The sequence below is a fragment of the Chryseobacterium sp. PvR013 genome (genome assembly GCF_017833095.1).
Taxonomy (GTDB): Bacteria; Bacteroidota; Bacteroidia; order Flavobacteriales; family Weeksellaceae; genus Chryseobacterium; species Chryseobacterium culicis_A.
On sequence record NZ_JAFIBT010000001.1, the window covers coordinates 2,278,516 to 2,291,229 of the forward strand.

13 protein-coding genes and 1 tRNA gene are annotated in these 12,714 nt (G+C 36.5%); 7 read left to right on the forward strand and 7 right to left on the reverse strand.

The features are described from left to right. Window positions 1–102 precede the first annotated feature (102 nt). The 3 genes from JOE44_RS10245 to JOE44_RS10255 all read right to left on the reverse strand — a co-directional run bounded on the left by JOE44_RS10245 (window position 103) and on the right by JOE44_RS10255 (window position 1,721). Window positions 103–240: a hypothetical protein gene (locus JOE44_RS10245; protein WP_165791691.1), complete on the reverse strand. Its 138-nt coding sequence runs from the start codon at window positions 238–240 to the stop codon at window positions 103–105. Window positions 241–306: 66 nt separating this feature from the next. Next, window positions 307–1,326, reverse strand: a complete 1,020-nt coding sequence (locus JOE44_RS10250) for a WYL domain-containing protein (protein WP_209785513.1) — start codon at window positions 1,324–1,326, stop codon at window positions 307–309. Between the two features lie 59 nt (window positions 1,327–1,385). Next, window positions 1,386–1,721, reverse strand: a complete 336-nt coding sequence (locus JOE44_RS10255) for a HopJ type III effector protein (protein WP_105683933.1) — start codon at window positions 1,719–1,721, stop codon at window positions 1,386–1,388. A gap of 160 nt (window positions 1,722–1,881) precedes the next feature. Between JOE44_RS10255 and JOE44_RS10260 the strand changes: the two genes are divergently transcribed. The 3 genes from JOE44_RS10260 (at window position 1,882) to JOE44_RS10270 (ending at window position 5,480) form a co-directional block, all read left to right on the forward strand. Further along, the gene (locus tag JOE44_RS10260; RefSeq protein WP_209785514.1) at window positions 1,882–3,264 is read left to right on the forward strand and encodes an RtcB family protein; all 1,383 of its coding nucleotides are present in this window, start codon (window positions 1,882–1,884) and stop codon (window positions 3,262–3,264) included. A gap of 106 nt (window positions 3,265–3,370) precedes the next feature. Continuing rightward, a tRNA-OTHER gene (locus JOE44_RS10265) sits at window positions 3,371–3,482 on the forward strand. Window positions 3,483–3,725: 243 nt separating this feature from the next. Continuing rightward, the gene (locus tag JOE44_RS10270; protein ID WP_209785515.1) at window positions 3,726–5,480 is read left to right on the forward strand and encodes a hypothetical protein; all 1,755 of its coding nucleotides are present in this window, start codon (window positions 3,726–3,728) and stop codon (window positions 5,478–5,480) included. Window positions 5,481–5,705: 225 nt separating this feature from the next. Here the strand turns inward: JOE44_RS10270 and cobC are convergent, their stop codons facing one another. Further along, the gene (gene cobC, locus JOE44_RS10275; protein ID WP_209785516.1) at window positions 5,706–6,260 is read right to left on the reverse strand and encodes an alpha-ribazole phosphatase family protein; all 555 of its coding nucleotides are present in this window, start codon (window positions 6,258–6,260) and stop codon (window positions 5,706–5,708) included. After that, a complete protein-coding gene (locus JOE44_RS10280) occupies window positions 6,245–7,027 on the reverse strand; it encodes an adenosylcobinamide-GDP ribazoletransferase (protein ID WP_209785517.1) in 783 nt (260 codons plus the stop codon). The genes cobC and JOE44_RS10280 overlap by 16 nt, the downstream gene beginning before the upstream one ends. Before the next feature lie 178 nt (window positions 7,028–7,205). On the opposite strand from JOE44_RS10280, the gene JOE44_RS10285 reads away from it, so the two are divergent. Next, window positions 7,206–8,198, forward strand: coding sequence for a hypothetical protein (locus tag JOE44_RS10285; protein ID WP_209785518.1), 993 nt, complete (start codon window positions 7,206–7,208; stop codon window positions 8,196–8,198). Between the two features lie 55 nt (window positions 8,199–8,253). Here JOE44_RS10285 and cobT read toward each other — a convergent pair whose 3' ends face one another. Beyond that, on the reverse strand, window positions 8,254–9,261 hold the full coding sequence (gene cobT / locus JOE44_RS10290) for a nicotinate-nucleotide--dimethylbenzimidazole phosphoribosyltransferase (protein ID WP_209785519.1): 1,008 nt from the start codon (window positions 9,259–9,261) through the stop codon (window positions 8,254–8,256). Window positions 9,262–9,510: 249 nt separating this feature from the next. Between cobT and JOE44_RS10295 the strand changes: the two genes are divergently transcribed. From JOE44_RS10295 to JOE44_RS10305, 3 genes are all read left to right on the forward strand, one after another. Then, entirely contained in the window at window positions 9,511–10,260 is a 750-nt protein-coding gene (locus JOE44_RS10295; protein ID WP_209785520.1) for a nucleotidyltransferase domain-containing protein, read from the forward strand. A gap of 11 nt (window positions 10,261–10,271) precedes the next feature. After that, on the forward strand, window positions 10,272–10,916 hold the full coding sequence (locus tag JOE44_RS10300; RefSeq protein WP_209785521.1) for a hypothetical protein: 645 nt from the start codon (window positions 10,272–10,274) through the stop codon (window positions 10,914–10,916). 132 nt (window positions 10,917–11,048) lie between these two features. Continuing rightward, the gene (locus JOE44_RS10305) at window positions 11,049–12,143 is read left to right on the forward strand and encodes a nucleotidyltransferase domain-containing protein (protein WP_209785522.1); all 1,095 of its coding nucleotides are present in this window, start codon (window positions 11,049–11,051) and stop codon (window positions 12,141–12,143) included. A gap of 114 nt (window positions 12,144–12,257) precedes the next feature. On the opposite strand, the gene JOE44_RS10310 is transcribed toward JOE44_RS10305, so the two are convergent. Continuing rightward, complete coding sequence (locus JOE44_RS10310; protein ID WP_209785523.1) at window positions 12,258–12,599, reverse strand: TfoX/Sxy family protein; 342 nt, start codon at window positions 12,597–12,599, stop codon at window positions 12,258–12,260. Between the last annotated feature and the right edge of the window lie 115 nt (window positions 12,600–12,714).

Consider the following 12,714-nt stretch of genomic DNA (forward strand, 5'->3'; position numbering starts at 1 on the left):
CTGAAGGCGTGAAAATTCCCCTCCATCATCCACAAAAAAAGAGACTGTACATCTTCATGACAATCTCTTTTCAATAATTTTAAATTTTAACTACTTTTACGTTTAAGCTGTAATCTGCTTTTTCTCGCTCTCTTTTTCTTCTTGTTTTTTATCTAATTTCTCAGATATTTTTTTAACAATATATTCTATTGCTATGGGCGCTATGATGGCAATTAATGCTTTAAATATTCTTGATTTCATAATATTATTAGGTATTGTTAGGTTATTAATACAATTTCCAAGCCAAGATAAAAATGGACAAAAAGTTTAGTTTTCATCCGGAACAATCAGGCTCTGGTAGTTTTTACTTCCGGCACTGAATTTTTCCTCCATCTTCACTCTTAATTTTCGGGGTTTATGAACAATCAGGCTATCACCAAATCCAAGCAGTAATCTTTCCAGTTCAAAATTGATCTGAACACAAATTTTAAAGAGGGTACCTTCATCGTCTTCCTTAATAATCTCCTGACTTTTATGCAGCGGCTTTGTTTTCACATAGGGTGCATTTCCCGCATCTACCCAGAAAATCACATTCCTAGGATCCATTGATTCTGAGACGGTAACTCCTACAATGTCCTTAAAGTATTCATCTCCATCCAGATCTTTATCAATATACTGAAGGCTGTCATCTGTTTCAATACGCTCCATTCTGTCCAGCGCCAGATTGTACATTTTCTGTTTGTAAAGGCAGATCAGAAACCAGCGGTTGTTGAATTCCTTCAGCAGCTGCGGATGTACCGTAAATACATTGGATTCTCTGGCCGTAAAGCTTTTGTAAAGAATCTTCAGTACTTTTTTATTGGCAATACTTTCATACAGGATATCAATATGCTCTAGCCCTTTTAACTGTTCATTTTTATCTAAATGAATGATAGATTTTTGGTTGGTAGCATGAATAGAGTCTTCCAGTTTCTGAATAACACCGTTCATTTCTTTGAACATAGAAAAGTCCTTGAACTGTTTCAGAATCTGAACCGCATTATTCATAGCCTTCAGGTCACTTTCATTCACAGAGATATTATGAATACTGTATTCCGGATCACTGTAACGGTAGTATTTTCTTTCGTAGACTTCAATAGGAGCTTCATATCCGAATTTTTCACTCCGCATATTCTGAAGATCAAGCTGAACGGTTCTTTTACTTACATAGGACTCTTTTCCCTCAAATTCAAATAATGCTTCTGAACATTCATCAATGAGATCTTCCAGCGTATATTTCCTGTATTTGTTTTTAAGACATTTATCTAATGTTTTATACCGGATCAGAGCATTTTTATTGGATGACATACCTTAGTGTTTAATGATGTGGTGTTTTTTAAATAAGAAATTTACTTTTCCCTTAAAAATTATTTTTCTTTTAAAGCGTTTTCGTCAAAAGTAATTCCTTCCCAGCCAGATTTCATGAAGTTTCGGATATTCTGGTGATCAGTTCCATCAGGATGTTTCAAAACATCATCTCTGTAATACTCACCAAAAAGCCAAAGAGTCTCCTCTTTTGTCAGATCCTGAATGCTTGCGAAGCTGAACACTTTACACGAACCATTGTTCTGCCCTGCCTGATTGGTTGTATCACCGTTCTGAAAAGCGGTAGGAGTAAATTCATAATGTTCATCAATATGAGCGATAACATCATTAAACTGGATTGTTTCCGGGAAATGTTTTAATTGTTCTAATAATACCATGAGCCTTGTTTTTTTTAAGTTATAGAGTATTTTTACGAATCCGCAAAGCTGCTTTTTCGTCTTGTTATTAAACTTTTTGTAAAAATAATTAAAATTTCTTTATCTACGCAAAACTATTGCGCAACAATGATATTACTTTGCATCATCAAAATGAAACAACATGGAATTTAATGGAAATCATTTAATCGAATTAGGATATAGACCCGCAAAATGGTTTAAAGATGCCATTAGCTATATCAACGAGAATAATCTGGGTGAACATGAGATCGCAGAATATCTGGTACAGTTCAAACAGCCGGATATTATTCCGCTTCATGAAACGGCTAAAGATTTTATGATCAACATACGGGCGGAGCATGAAAGTGAAAATGATAATGTGGAAAAAGTAATCAAAACGATGAAAGTTCTGATGAAAACCCCAACTCTGGTTGGCGGAGCTTTAATGCCTGATGCCTGCCCGACAGGTCCTGAAGGTCAGATTCCCGTAGGAGGTGTGGTAGTAGCACAAAATGCCATTCACCCGGGATTCCATAGTGCAGATATCTGTTGTTCTGTGATGCTGACAGATTTTGGAAAAACAAATCCTAAAGAGGTACTGGATGCAGCACATGCAATCACCCACTTCGGATATGGAGGAAGACCAAGAGGTGAACAGATACCGATGTCTCAGAAACTGATGGATGCTTTCAGAGAAAACGAATTCTTAAATGATGAAAAACTGATCAGCATTGCCCGTTCTCATATGGGAACTCAGGGAGATGGAAACCATTTCCTTTTCGTGGGGATTTCTAAAAATACAGGAAATACCATGATGGTGACACACCACGGATCAAGAGCTCCCGGAGCTGCTTTATACGATAAAGGAATGAAGGTTGCCAACCGTTTCAGACAGGAAATCTCCCCTGAAACATTGAAAGAAAATGCCTGGATTCCTTATGATACTGAAGAAGGTAAATCCTATTGGGAAGCCCTTCAGTTAATAAGACAATGGACAAAAGAAAACCATACTTCCCTTCATGATGCCGTGCTGAATAAGCTGGAAATGGAAAAGGAAAACAGATATTGGAATGAACATAATTTCGTTTTCAAGGATGGAGATCTTTTCTATCATGCAAAAGGAGCCACTCCACTGGATGATAAATTCATGCCTGATATTACGGGACCAAGACTGATTCCGTTGAATATGGCAGAACCGGTACTGATTGTTCAGGGAAAAACGAATGAAAGAAACTTAGGTTTTGCACCGCATGGAGCCGGAAGAAATTTCAGCAGAAGCCAGCATAAAAGATCTTTGGCTCATAAAACAACTGAGGAAATCTTCAATGAAGAAACAGAAGGATTAGATATCCGTTTCTACTCTAATGAAGTTGATATTTCTGAGCTTCCGAGCGCTTATAAAAGTGCTAAGAACGTAAGAGCACAGATTGAGGAATATGGACTTTGCGAAGTTCTGGATGAAGTAATGCCTTACGGGTGTATTATGGCCGGAGATGTTGAGAAAAATGCACCATGGAAGAGAAAGAAGAAATATAGAAAAGCATAATTCTTAATTTAATTAATAAACCTTAAAGGTTTTCAAAAAAACTAATAACCAAACCTTATGGGTATAAAAGCCAGTAAGGTTCATGAAAACTTTTTTCATAACGGCAGGGGCAGTAGCTCAGATGGTAGAGCAACAAGAATTACTTTTCGCTGCAGGCACATGAAGTTCCTATAAATCACCAGGTTTGTGGGTCACAGGTTCGAGTCCTGTCTGCTCCTCAAAACAATGAAAATGTGTATATTCACCTATCAGTCATTTTCATATGTTAAAAAATTAAAGGCAAAGAAAGTTCCTATATTTTGGACCTATTTTCCGCTTTTTCACTCATTATCAGGCAAAGGGAGTTCCTATATATTTTTTGATAAACTACTCCCCGCTTTTATAAACTATAGGTAAAAGGAGTTCCTATACCCTTCACTTTTAATGAATATACTCCTCACTTATTTTTTAAACTTAAAACAATGAAAACACTACAATTATTCAATGCTGTATTGGCTAGAAAATCTGATGAAAAGCCATTTATTTCTGATGATGGTTTTATCATTGAATCTGATGCTGTATGGGCAAAAAATGAAATCATCTCCTATTATGCAAAGGAAAAATTAAATGGAAATGATTTGAATAAAACGTTTCATAAGTCCTGGGCGAAAATAAAAAACACCTCCAGAATAGACTTATTGTTTGAACAGTTCACCCATTATATTTCAACGTATGGAAGTAATTTCCAAAGTGAAATGTATATTCCTGAAGAAATATTGAATGTTCCGGGTACAAAGTTGATTTTTAAAGTCATCAAGGCTTATACTGTGGAAGAAATGCAGGAAAAATGCCTTTCTCTTTTGAGATCAGGAATTGCTTTAAAAGAAGAAACCGTTGACGACTTGCTTTCTATTTTACATACAGAGCTGGAATACGATTTTACAGGAAAAGAAAACATCAGAAATAAAGAAGCTGTTATAAAAATAGCGGATCTCTATGATGTCTATCCTGAAAATCCTATTGAGTTTTTCCGTTATGTAATTTATAAAACAACCCATACAACGCTTTTAATCAAAAATGATGAACTGATTGATTTAATCAAGCAAAGTAAATTCAATCCAGCGTATTTATTTGAGAGTTTTGGGCAGGAGAAAATGGCAGAAATTTTCAATAGATTTAAGCCTTTATTCCTTGCTTATAAAAACAGAGCTCCGAAAGCCATTAATAAAATTTCGAAGCTGTCTAAAACACATCATAAACCACTCATTTCAAACCCATTGAATGATGCTACCAATACATTACTGGAAAACAGTGATTGGCATTGGCTGGAAAATGCAACACTGTTTGCATTATTCAAAGCATTGGCGGCATGTCATTCAAGAATGTATGGTCAGGATACTTTCGTGTATAGAGTCAGAAATGGAAAATCATGGGCTAAAAAAGGTAAGGAAACTTATGTAAACCAGTACAACTATGAATTCATTTTGGATTATCTGAAACTGAAGTATGAAAATTTATCCGGAAAGAAATTCTATTTCCCTGAGAATGTAGAATTTGCATTACCGGCATCTGAGAAAATGTTTGTCGGGAATATTCCTACCGGAACCCGTTTTTATGGTGATAGAATGGCTGTAGGTATTTACTGGGAAAACAAATGGGGAGCGAATGACCTTGACCTTTCAGGATTGAACATCGCTGGAAAAATAGGTTGGAATGCTGCTTATAATTATGGTAACGGACAATTGATGTACTCAGGAGATATGACTTCTGCTCCTAATGGTGCTGTGGAATATCTGTACGCTGATAAAGGACTGACTACCCCAACTCTTATCATGAATAACGTTTTCAGCGGTGATGCAAATTGCGGATATAAAATCATTGTCGGAAAAGGAGATCATATTTCCTACGATTATATGATGAATCCTAATCAGCTTTTTGCGGAAGCCAGATGTAATTCGGTTCAGAAACAAATGATCCTGGGAATGCTGATCCCTAAAAACGAAAAACAATGTTTCGTACTACTGAATTTCGGAGCCGGACATTCTCATGTTTCGGGGAATAGCGAAGTTTCCACCATGGCAACAACCGCATTGTATCAGCAATGGTCTGAAGCCATGTCTTTCAATGAGCTTGTAAAAGAGCTTGGTGGAGAGATTACCACAGAAAAAGCGGAAGCTGATTTTGATTTCTCACTGGAAAGTCTGGAAAAAGATAGTTTTATCAGAATTTTTAAATAAATTCCATCACGTCATCTGATTGTATCGGGTGGCGTTTTTTTTGTGGAATGCTTTAGGAAAAATGTTGGATAACCACCCCGTCAAAAATTCTTTGAATTTTTGCCACCCCTCCGAGGGAGGGGAATTTTATCGTCTTCAACTCAAACAAAGCCTTCCTCATACAGTTTGTCATTCCATAGGAATCTAAACATCATATTCTAGCTAATAAAAAAACTTTTATAACAGCTATACATTCATCTTTTTAACAGAAAATAGTCCTTCATTCCCATGAATGATCACTTTTTTTCCATAATCAATCTGGATGCTGAACATCTTTTCCAGCGGAAACTGAAGCACAGCCTGAAGGATCAGACGAATCACTCCGGCATGGGCAATGATGAGTATTTTTTCCGCTTCTTTTTTCTGAATCAGTTCGTTCCAGAAACGGAGAACACGAGTCTGCATTTCAAGCAGATTTTCTCCTCCTGAAGCATTGATATTAACAAAATCTTGATACCAGAGATTGATTTCTTCTTCCGGAATATCCGCCCATTTTTTCATTTCCCAGTTCCCGAAATTCATTTCCCGAAGTCTTTCATCTGTGTGATAATTGAAATTAAAATAGTCAGCTAAAAGGCAGCAGCGCTGGGAAGGACTTGAGATAATTAGATCATAATCATCTTCTATATCCACTGTTTTAAAATCTTCAGGATACTCTTTTCTTAAAGGCATTTCAGAAAAACCATAGCATAGGTTTTCCGGATTTTCTACAGCGGTATGACGAATTAAATGAATTTCCATACGATCATTGTTCCTAAATAAAATAAAACTTCACAAACCTGCTGTACAGATCCCAGGCAGTCTCCCGTATAGCCTCCGATATGTTTTTTAAAATACCAGCCCATATAGATTTTCCCTAAATATGCCAGCCCAAAAGCAAAAATCAGCCGCCAATCCGGAATCAGGACGAAAGCCATTAAAACACTGACGAATCCTATCAGTAAAGCCATTCCGTCTAATGGTTTATTGGCTAAAGGTTTTGATTTGCTGACATCAATATCAGTAACATACTGATGGGTATAAATCATTGTTCCTGAAATAAACCGGCTTGATGTATGAGCTAAAATAATGATCCCTAAAACTTTCAATGGATCCATAACTCCCAAAGCCTGGATGCTGTAGAATTTCAGAGCGAAAAGCAGGGTAATACCAATGGTTCCGTAGGCTCCTACCCTACTGTCTTTCATAATAGTCAGAATTTTTTCTTTCCCATATCCGCCTCCAAAACTGTCACACATATCCGTAAAACCATCTTCATGAAAAGCTCCGGTCAGCAAAACACTGGCGATCATCATTAAAACAATCCCTATTTCCAGGTTAAAAAGCATTGTGGAAAGGTAAAGAATCACTGCATTAATCAGTCCTATTACCAGCCCAATCCACGCGAAATATTTTTGAGATTTATTCATGATCTCACTGGAATAAGGAATGGTAAACGGAACCGGAATTCTTGTAAAAAACATCAATGCCGTTGCAAAGTAGATCAGTTCATTTTTGAGGACTTTCATCTGTTCGTTTTAATATAAAAACTGGATTAATCAATTTCTGTAAAAATAGGAAAGCTTTCAACAATGATAAAGGGATCGATTGAAAAAATACAAAACATGAATCTTATCATTTTAAATTTATCCTTTTATTTCCGGAGTATTTTTAGTTTTGCATCGTAATAACCATGAAAAAAATCAAATGAAAAAATCTTATTTCGTTGGATTATGTCTTATATCCATAATAAGCTGCTCAGCTCCCGGTGATGAACTGGAAACTGCAAATAAATCACAAGCCTTACATGCATCCGGCAAAAACATGCTGGCAAAAGGAGGTTTCAGAGACAACCCTGATACACCAACTCCTCCTCCTGCAGGAATCTGGTCTAAATCTTTTTACTTAACGAATCCTATTTACGGTTTCTACAGTGATCTTACCAAAAAACATCTGTACAATACCTCTCCTTTACCATCCGAACTTCCTAAATCCTATCCTGGATTAAGCTATTATTTTCAGGAAAGATTATTAGGATCTGCAGATGGGCCCGGCCCGGTAATCACAAGATGGTTTCACACAGGAAGTAATGATCTGGTATTAACAACAAATCCGAATGAGCTTGTAGGACAAAGCTACTGGGAGAAAAGAGATCTCGGAACCAGTTATAACGGTGATGAGCCGGGAAGTTTTCCTATTTACAGGTATTTTAATGGTGATAAAAAAACTCACTTTTATACCAGGGATAAGAATGAGCTGGGTGACGGGAAAGACGGCTATGTTTATGAGGGAATTGCTTTCTATTTGAAAGATTCAGAACCTAAAGCGTATCGGGTTCGTGACGGACAGTTTTTCCAGGATAATGCAACAGGAGCTTTATACATTGTATTTGAAAGTACCCTAAGACGTATTGAATCCTTTTCAGTGATCAATCATCTGTTTGCTGTTCAGGGAAAGGCTTATCTGGTTTATAAAGTGAATATAGAAGATTACACAGGGGAAAGAGGAGCTGATATCACTTCAGGAACTCAACTGGTACGAAACAGCAATACCGGAAAACTATATTTGGTAGATGATGGTTTATACAGGTATATCCCAACCATGCAGATATTTAATTCATATAAACTCAATGAAGATGCTATTCAAAATAAACCTGTAAGAATGATGTTTACAGGTAAAGATGTAGCGCATACTTACTAATTGTATTGAATGTAAGATAAAAAGGGGCTTTATTGCCCCTTTTTTATTTTATAAACTAAGATGATTTATTCGAAATATGAGCATCTTCAAAGCTTGACATTTCATTCAGGAAATTAACGGCACTTTGAATAATCGGATAAGCCAGTGCACAGCCTGTTCCTTCTCCCAGGCGCAGATTGAGATTGAGAATAGCTTTTTCTCTCATCAGTCCCAACAGCTGAGGATGGGCATTTTCATTGCTTACATGACAGAAGATACAATTGTTCAGAATTTCAGGATTCTTTTTCCAGACGGTGGCTACCGCAACAGTGGCTATAAATCCGTCTACCATGATCAGCATATTGTGATGATAAGCTTCTTCTATAGCCCCAATCATTTGTACAATTTCCAATCCACCAAAGGTTTGAGCAATTTCATCTTCACTCATTTCAGTCGGATATTTTTCAATCGCTTCCGTTAAGATACTGATCTTATTCTGCAGCTGATGGTCATTCAGTCCGGTTCCGCGTCCGATACAATTGGTAATCGGAATATCAAACAGTTTGCTCATCATCAAAGAAGAAGCTGAAGTATTCCCGATTCCCATTTCACCAAAACCAATAATATTACAGCCTTTTCTGGTGATCTCAGATACTACAGATTTTCCGTTTTCAAGAGCCTTCTGATATTCTTCTAAAGTCATGGCTGGTTCTTCCAGAATATTACGGCTGGATTTTCTGACTTTTTTATCCATCAGATCCAGTCCTTCCGGAAAATCAAAATTGACTCCGGCATCCACAATTTTTATCTTGATACCATTCTGTCTGCAAAAAACATTGATGGCAGCCCCTCCACCCAGGAAATTCATCACCATTTGGTAAGTGACTTCCTGCGGATAAGCACTTACTCCTGCAGTAGCAATCCCGTGATCGGCTGCAAAAACCACCATATGAGGATTCAATAAATGTGGTGAAGTGGTTTTCTGAACCATTCCGATTTTGTGAGCAACGTGTTCCAGATGCCCTAATGCGCCCAGCGGTTTTGTTTTAAAATCAATTTTATGCTGTAATTCTGATGATAACATGGATGTTTGTAGTTATATTAAATGGAAAAATGCAATATTAGTGAAATGAGAAGGATTTTGTATGGTGTACAATGTAAAAAGTAAAATGTATTGATGATATATGGGCTGGAAGTTGGAAGCTTGAGGCTGGAAGTTAGACTCTCACCCTCAAACTCTCCCACTCTCTTACTCTCAAACTTTCAAACACAAAAATTCTACGTAAGAACATTGCGCACCTCATCTTTTACTTTGCCTTATAAATCAATAACAATGACACCAAAAATACTTGAAAAAATAAAAGAAGTTGAGGCAAGCCGTGGCGTAGAAGTCCTCCTTGCAGTAGAATCAGGAAGCAGAGCCTGGGGTTTTGCCTCTCCCGACAGTGATTATGATATACGTTTTATATACCGCCATGAAAAAGACTGGTATCTTTCTCCCTGGAACAAGGATGAAACGATAGAATTTATGACAGAAGATGATCTTGACGGCTCCGGATGGGATCTGCGAAAAACCTTCCACCTATTGCTGAAGTCGAATGCAGCATTACTGAGCTGGTTCTATTCTCCTATCGTTTACAAAGCGGACGAAAAGTTTGTAGATCTTTTCAGGCCTCTGGCAGATGCCTGTTTTTCTCCGGTAGCCGTTTCTTACCATTATTTAAGCATGAGCAAAAAATATCTGGAAGCCTGCAGAAGTGATGAAGTAAAATTAAAAAGTTACTTCTATTGCTTACGAACGACCTTAACAGGAAAATGGATCATAGAAAAAGGAACAGTTCCGCCTGTATTGTTCAGTGATCTGCTTGTTTTAACCGATGACGAAACCAGACGGAAAATAGAAGGCCTCGTTGCCTTGAAAGCCACCAAAGGAGAATCTTATTACCATCCGAACGATTGGGAACTATTTGATTTTCTTGAAAAAACAATCGCGGAAAATGAGGAAAAATCGAAAAGTTTATCAGGTGGAAAGGCCGATAAAGGTGAGATGGAGAGGGTTTTTAGGGAGATATTAGCACTATAAATCAAACCAATATGAAACAATTATCTGAAAGAGCATTACTTTTTATTGAAAAAGCCGGAAGAAACAAGGAATATGAAATTGATTTAGGAATTTTAGAAAATCATCTTAGATTTTATCATCTTCAAAATTCTTCAGAAATTATAAATTTTCAGGAAAAATTTTCAGGATTAAATATTTATGATACTGTACTTCATATTTTTACACCCAAACAAATAAAAGAAAATAAAGGAGTAAACACCTACCATTGGAAAGGGCAAACTTTGTTTTCGATTAATGATAGCTTATATATTGCTGAAAATGGTGAAGTTTTCATAAGAGATTGCGGTTGTGAATCTTGGGATTTTTTTTCTTATTTTGAAAGATTTGAAACATTTATTGAACAACAGGCTTTTTTTGAAGAATACAGATACTATATGAAACTTCCAGGGCTTGGAAATAATTGGGTTGATCCTATTGATTTGCTTTCAGATTATTTCTCAGATTATGAATTTATTGCTGAATGTTCTGACAAGTACCATCGTATTTGGAAAAACGAAATAAATATAATTCACGCAAGATTATACCCTGAGGGATGGAGTCTTTTTATTGATGGTATATCTGAAGATGAACGGCATGAATTAATACATAAATTAAAAAAAGAGAAAAAAATCACATGAAAAATATCACTGAGAAAGCATTGGATGTAATTGTGAGCAGCTTTATTGAAATTTAAAATTATTCTTCTATAGTTCTAGTTTTTAATTTTCCAATAGCAATCCATATTTTACTTTTCAAAAAAAACAATTAAAATGACCATCCAAGATCTAAAAAATAAAAACCTCATCCTCTTCGAAGCCATTTCCGGAAGCCGTTCTTTTGGACTGGCAACGGAGAATTCTGATACAGATATCCGTGGGGTGTATTATCTGCCGAAGGAAGATTTCTTTGGTCTGAACTATATTCCGCAGATTTCCAATGAGACGAATGATATTACGTATTATGAAATCGGGAGATTTGTAGAATTGCTGCAGAAAAACAATCCTAATATTCTGGAAATTCTGGCAAGTCCAGAAGATTGTATTCAGTATAAACATCCGTTGATGGATCTATTGAAAACCGAGGATTTCCTGTCAAAATTATGCAAAGATACTTTTGCAGGATATGCTGTTTCGCAGATTAAAAAAGCGAAAGGTCTTAATAAAAAGATTCTAAACCCTATTGATAAAGAGAGAAAATCGATCCTGGATTTCTGTTTTATTTTGGAAGGACAAGGTTCTGTACCATTGAAAAAATGGCTGCATGAATTCCATTCCTCTGGAGAACGGGGTGGTTTATCACAAGAGAAATGCGGATTGGTAAATATTGATCATACAAAAGGAATGTATTCGTTATTTTATGATGAATCAGGAAGGTTGGGCTATAAAGGTGTTATTCATCATGAAGAAGCGAATCAGGTTTCCGTATCATCCATTCCTAAAAATGAAAAACCTGTTGCTTACCTGTTTTGTAACCTTGATGCATACTCTGTGTACTGCAAAGACTATAGAGAATACTGGAAATGGGTAACTGAGCGTAATGAAGACCGTTACAATGTCAATCAGACCCACGGACAGAATTATGACAGCAAGAACATGATGCACACCATCCGGCTGCTGCAGTCCTGTGAACAGATTTTTAAAACCAATTCACTGACGATCCGTATAGAAAATCGTGATGAACTCTTAGACATCAAAGCGGGAAATCAATCGTATGAAAGTGTAATGCAAAAGGCAGAAAACCTTATAGAATCAATAGAAAAACATTATTCCACATCAAATCTTCCTGAATATCCGGATTTAGAAAAAACAACAAAAGTCCTGATTGAAATAAGGAAAAAACTGTACGGAGATAATGATGAATCGTAAATGATAAATGATAAATCATGAGTGATGAATGTGGGACTGTTAAACTCCAACACTCCCACTCTCAAACTCTCTTACCCTCAAACTCTCCCACTCTCAAACCCTGCAACCCAAAACTCACTTCTTCGAAGCTTTTGCCATCGGGTTATAATCAAGGCAGATGGTTATCCAGTATTCAAAATCTTCTGCTTTTTGAAAACCAATGGGTTCTACATAACAATATCCATTTAACTGTTTCCCTTTCATGATCATCGGCAGAAAGCCTTTCTTTTCTGAAACTTCATCTTCCAGCTCAGGATTATAACGGCACATCAGATTATCGTGGCTGATGTTGATGCACATCTTCCCGTTGACAAGAAAAGACAGTCCGCTGAACATTTTCTTTTCTTCAATCTCAATATTTTTCATTATTGAAAGCCGTTCACGTACCCGGTCGGCCAGTTCAGTACTGTAAGCCATGATTTCAATTTTTTTGTTATTTAAAATTAATTAAAAACAATGATTATCACACTATTCCATTGAGATTCCTGAGAGATCTTAATCTGAAAAAATAAAATTTTATTTAAATTAATTA

Excerpts from the sequence above, each read along its gene's own strand:
- cobC (WP_209785516.1), bottom strand. The coding sequence starts at position 6,260 with ATGGAAATTCATTTAATTCGTCATACCGCTGTAGAAAATCCGGAAAAC.
- JOE44_RS10295 (WP_209785520.1), top strand. The coding sequence starts at position 9,511 with ATGACACCAAAAATACTTGAAAAAATAAAAGAAGTTGAGGCAAGCCGT.
- cobT (WP_209785519.1), bottom strand. The coding sequence starts at position 9,261 with ATGTTATCATCAGAATTACAGCATAAAATTGATTTTAAAACAAAACCG.
- JOE44_RS10310 (WP_209785523.1), bottom strand. The coding sequence starts at position 12,599 with ATGGCTTACAGTACTGAACTGGCCGACCGGGTACGTGAACGGCTTTCA.
- JOE44_RS10250 (WP_209785513.1), bottom strand. The coding sequence starts at position 1,326 with ATGTCATCCAATAAAAATGCTCTGATCCGGTATAAAACATTAGATAAA.
- JOE44_RS10280 (WP_209785517.1), bottom strand. The coding sequence starts at position 7,027 with ATGAAAGTCCTCAAAAATGAACTGATCTACTTTGCAACGGCATTGATG.
- JOE44_RS10255 (WP_105683933.1), bottom strand. The coding sequence starts at position 1,721 with ATGGTATTATTAGAACAATTAAAACATTTCCCGGAAACAATCCAGTTT.
- JOE44_RS10245 (WP_165791691.1), bottom strand. The coding sequence starts at position 240 with ATGAAATCAAGAATATTTAAAGCATTAATTGCCATCATAGCGCCCATA.
- JOE44_RS10305 (WP_209785522.1), top strand. The coding sequence starts at position 11,049 with ATGACCATCCAAGATCTAAAAAATAAAAACCTCATCCTCTTCGAAGCC.
- JOE44_RS10270 (WP_209785515.1), top strand. The coding sequence starts at position 3,726 with ATGAAAACACTACAATTATTCAATGCTGTATTGGCTAGAAAATCTGAT.
- JOE44_RS10285 (WP_209785518.1), top strand. The coding sequence starts at position 7,206 with ATGAAAAAATCTTATTTCGTTGGATTATGTCTTATATCCATAATAAGC.
- JOE44_RS10300 (WP_209785521.1), top strand. The coding sequence starts at position 10,272 with ATGAAACAATTATCTGAAAGAGCATTACTTTTTATTGAAAAAGCCGGA.
- JOE44_RS10260 (WP_209785514.1), top strand. The coding sequence starts at position 1,882 with ATGGAATTTAATGGAAATCATTTAATCGAATTAGGATATAGACCCGCA.